The sequence below is a fragment of the Streptomyces sp. NPDC056948 genome, from assembly GCF_042674225.1.
GTDB classification, from domain to species: Bacteria; Actinomycetota; Actinomycetes; order Streptomycetales; family Streptomycetaceae; genus Streptomyces; species Streptomyces purpurascens.
This window is the reverse complement of sequence record NZ_JBHUQX010000642.1, coordinates 1-3,553: the sequence shown is the minus strand read 5'-3', so window position 1 is coordinate 3,553 and position 3,553 is coordinate 1. Positions and strand designations below refer to the sequence as shown.

4 protein-coding genes are annotated in these 3,553 nt (G+C 69.8%); 3 read left to right on the top strand and 1 reads right to left on the bottom strand.

The features are described 5' to 3' along the window. Window positions 1-1,380: S1 family peptidase (locus tag ACFTZL_RS42740; protein ID WP_382595370.1), on the bottom strand; the 1,380-nt coding region annotated here is incomplete at its 3' end. Window positions 1,381-2,126: 746 nt separating this feature from the next. Between ACFTZL_RS42740 and ACFTZL_RS42735 the strand changes: the two genes are divergently transcribed. The 3 genes from ACFTZL_RS42735 to ACFTZL_RS42725 form a co-directional block, all read left to right on the top strand. Beyond that, a complete protein-coding gene (locus ACFTZL_RS42735) occupies window positions 2,127-2,342 on the top strand; it encodes a type A2 lantipeptide (protein ID WP_184587045.1) in 216 nt (71 codons plus the stop codon). 115 nt (window positions 2,343-2,457) lie between these two features. Beyond that, window positions 2,458-3,264 (top strand): HlyD family efflux transporter periplasmic adaptor subunit, encoded by an 807-nt coding sequence (locus tag ACFTZL_RS42730; RefSeq protein WP_382595366.1) that lies wholly within the window; start codon window positions 2,458-2,460, stop codon window positions 3,262-3,264. After that, window positions 3,261-3,553, top strand: a 293-nt coding sequence (locus ACFTZL_RS42725) for a cysteine peptidase family C39 domain-containing protein (RefSeq protein ID WP_382595363.1), incomplete at its 3' end; no start/stop codon positions are given. The genes ACFTZL_RS42730 and ACFTZL_RS42725, both read left to right, overlap by 4 nt.

Below are 3,553 nucleotides of genomic sequence, written 5' to 3'. Positions count from 1 at the left end.
GTCCTGACCGGCACCGGCATCAGCACCGGCTCCCGCTTCCTCGCCTCCGGCCTGCTCGCCGGCACCAGCACCGGCCTCTTCACCAACGCCGGCCTCCTCACCGGCACCCGCACCCGCACCCGCACCAGCGCCGGCGTCCTCGCCCGCACCGGCCTCTTCACCGGCGCCGGCCTCTTCACCGGCACCCGCACCAGCGCCGGCCTCCTCGCCCGCACCGGCTTCCTCGCCGGCGCCGGCCTCTTCACCGGCACCCGCACCAGCGCCCGCGCCGAGGGTCGCGCCGACCGCCTCCAGGGCGGTGGTCACCGGCTGGAAGAACGTCTCGCCGCCGGCCGTGCAGTCGCCGCTGCCGCCCGAGGTCAGGCCGATCGCGAGACCGTCCTGGGTGAACAGCGAGCCGCCGCTGTCGCCGGGCTCGGCGCAGACATCGGTCTGGATGAGGCCGGTGACGGTGCCCTCCGGGTAGTTCACCGTGGCTTCGAGTCCGAGGACCTGGCCGTCGTTGAGCCCGGTGGTGCTGCCCATCCGGAAGACTTCCTGGCCGACGGTCGCCTCCGCGGCCTCGGTGATCGGCACGGCCTGGTCGCCGGTGTTGACCTCGCTGGGCGCCTCGGTCGCCGGGTCGTCGTACTTCACGAGCGCGAAGTCGCCGTCGCCCGGGAAGGTGGACTGGTCGACCGTGGCGATCGGCTGGCCGCCCTCCGCGTCCGACCACTCGTTGCCGCCGAGGGTGCAGTGGCCGGCGGTCAGGAAGGCGGGCGAGCCGTCGCCCGCGGTGACGTTGAAGCCGAGGGAGCAGCGCGAGCCGCCCGCGAAGATGGCGTCGCCGCCGGAGACGAACGGCTTGAAGGTACCCGCGGACTTCGAGAGGGTCGCCATGTCGGCACCGAGGCTCTTGACCGTCGATTCCAGTCTGTCCCACTTGGCGCCGGTCACGGTGCTGTCGGCGGTGACACGCAGCTTGTTCGTGCGCGGGTCGATCGACCACGAGGTGCCCGCGATGGTCGCGTCGGACTTCAGGGTCGACGCGCCGCTCTGCAGCTCCGACCAGCTGTTGTCGACCTCGCGGACCTGCGCGCCGGCCGCCTTCGCCTGCACGATCACGTTGTTGTTGTCGCCCGGTACGACGTTGACGACGAGCTGCTGGCTGTCGCCGTCGTAGTAGGAGCCGCCGAACGCCTCACCGAGGAGCCCGGAGAGCTGCGAGGCGAGATCCGAGGCGTCGCCCGCCTTCAGTGTCTTCGGCGCGGCGGCCGCGTCGTCGGACGAACCGTCCTGTGACGCGTTGGCGTTGGGGAGCAGGATCGCGGCCGCGCCGAGCGCCACCACACCGCCCACCGCTATCGCGGCCTTGCGCTTCGGAATTCGCTTGTGACTCAAACTTCTCTCCTCCTGGGGGGACGGAGCCTGTGCCGCCGTTCGGCAGCTTTGGGGGGCGCCTGGATGGCTGTTGGTACGCACGTGCCTCGTGGGGCGTTCAATCGCGTTTGCAAGTGATCCCTTCGCATCGCGGAATCAGCCAACTCCCGCCGCCCGCACGCCGACCCGCCCGGTCTGCGACTGCCCTGGTCACAGCGAGGGGACCGGGTGGAGGAGCACGGTCGGCCCAGGACATTGCCTGGCTTGATGACGGTCTTACGGCTGAGGTCTTCGTCCCGGTCCGCTGAACGGACACGATCCGTATTCGACCGGAAACGGTCTGTTGCGAACACCGAGTCGAATCCCGACTTCAGCGAATCTGCACACCGAATGCTCAACCCAGTCACCAAGCGGAGGGTTATCCACAAGCGGGAGGTGCCTGTCACGCCTTTGGGGCGGGAGTGCCGGATTCGCCGCCTCCGGATACAAGGCGTCGGATGAGCCGATGCTGTGGCGCATGTGAAGAACTCGCCACCGAGACGTGCACACTCCTGCACCAATAGGTACCGCTGGGGCGCAAGTTCCCTGGTGAGACGGCTGGTTGATTGGAAGCGCGGACCCGCAGCGTGCTTTGATCCATCGCATCGCGGGAGCCGCGGAGGGCACTCCGGAAACGGGTGCCCGGCGCTCGCGGTCGCGGCCGTCATCTGTCCCCAGAGGGGGCCGCTCCCCCCTTGTGAGATATCCATATGAAGGGAAGTTCCATCATGAACTCCACCCCCCAGGTTGAGACCGTCGAGATCGCTGACGCCCAGCTCGACGCCATCTCCGGCGGCCTGTCCGTGAACGCCGTCAACACCGTCACCGACACGGTCGACGGCATCGCCCCGGTTTCCGGCGTCGTCGACACCGCCGTCGGCACCGTCGAGGGTGTCACCGGCCTGAACACGGCCCCGGTCACCGGCCTGGTCTCCGGTCTCTGATCGAGCCTTGTGCCGTTGACTCCCGGAACCGCAGCCGGCGGTTCCGGGATCTTCGGGTGCCGTGACCCTTTCCGTCACGGCCGTAAGAACCTCTTCTACGGGTGAGGGAAGTTCCTTGCAGTTCCGCCAACAGGCCCTCGCCAAGCTCCAGTCACCGGAGGAACTCGACCTCCCGGTGCGTTTCGCTCGCCCGCAGGGCTGGCTCGTGCTCTCGGTGACCGTGGTCGCGATGGCGGCCGCCTCGGTGTGGGCGGTGACCGGCTCGGTGGCCTCCACCGTCAGCGCACCCGCCATCCTCACGCACGGGCAGGGCAGTTACCTCCTCCAGAGCCCCGTCGCGGGCCAGGTCACCGCGGTGCTCGCGAAGCAGGGCGAGCAGGTGACCGCGAACTCCCCCGTGCTCAAGGTCCGTACGGCCAAGGGCGAGGTCGTCGTCCGCGCGCTCGACGCGGGCCGTGTCTCCGGGCTCGCCGCGACCGTCGGGCAGATCATCCAGACCGGCGCGAACGTGGCCGCCGTCGAGAAGGTCGCCCACACCAAGGACGCGTTGTACGCGACCGTCTACGTCCCCGCCGAGAACGCCGCCTCGATACCCGACGACGCCGCGGTGGACCTGACCGTGCAGTCGGTGCCGACCCAGGAGTACGGCGTGCTGCGCGGCCATGTGAAGTCGGTGGACCGCGCGGCCCAGTCCCCGCAGCAGATCTCCGCGTTCCTCGGGGACAGCCAGCTCGGCGAGCAGTTCACCAAGAAGGGCAGGCCCGTGGCCGTGACGGTCCGGCTGGACAAGTCGTCCGCCACGAAGAGCGGATACAAGTGGTCGTCCGCGGACGGGCCGCCGTACAAGCTGTCCTCGATGACGATGGCCTCGGGTTCGATCCGGCTCACCGACCAGCGTCCCGTCGACTGGCTGCTGCCATGAGCGCCACCGCGCAGGAGCCGCGGAGCAGGCGCCGCGCGGCCCCGCCCAAGCGCAAGGTGCCCAAGGCCGCCGCGAAGACCGTCCGTACGCCCACCGTGCTCCAGATGGAGGCCGTCGAGTGCGGCGCCGCCTCCCTGGCGATGGTGCTCGGCCACTACGGCAAGCACGTCCCGCTGGAGGAGCTGCGCATCGCCTGCGGCGTCTCCCGCGACGGCTCGCGCGCCAGCAACCTTCTCAAGGCGGCCCGCAGTTACGGCCTGACGGCCAAGGGCATGCAGATGGATTTGGC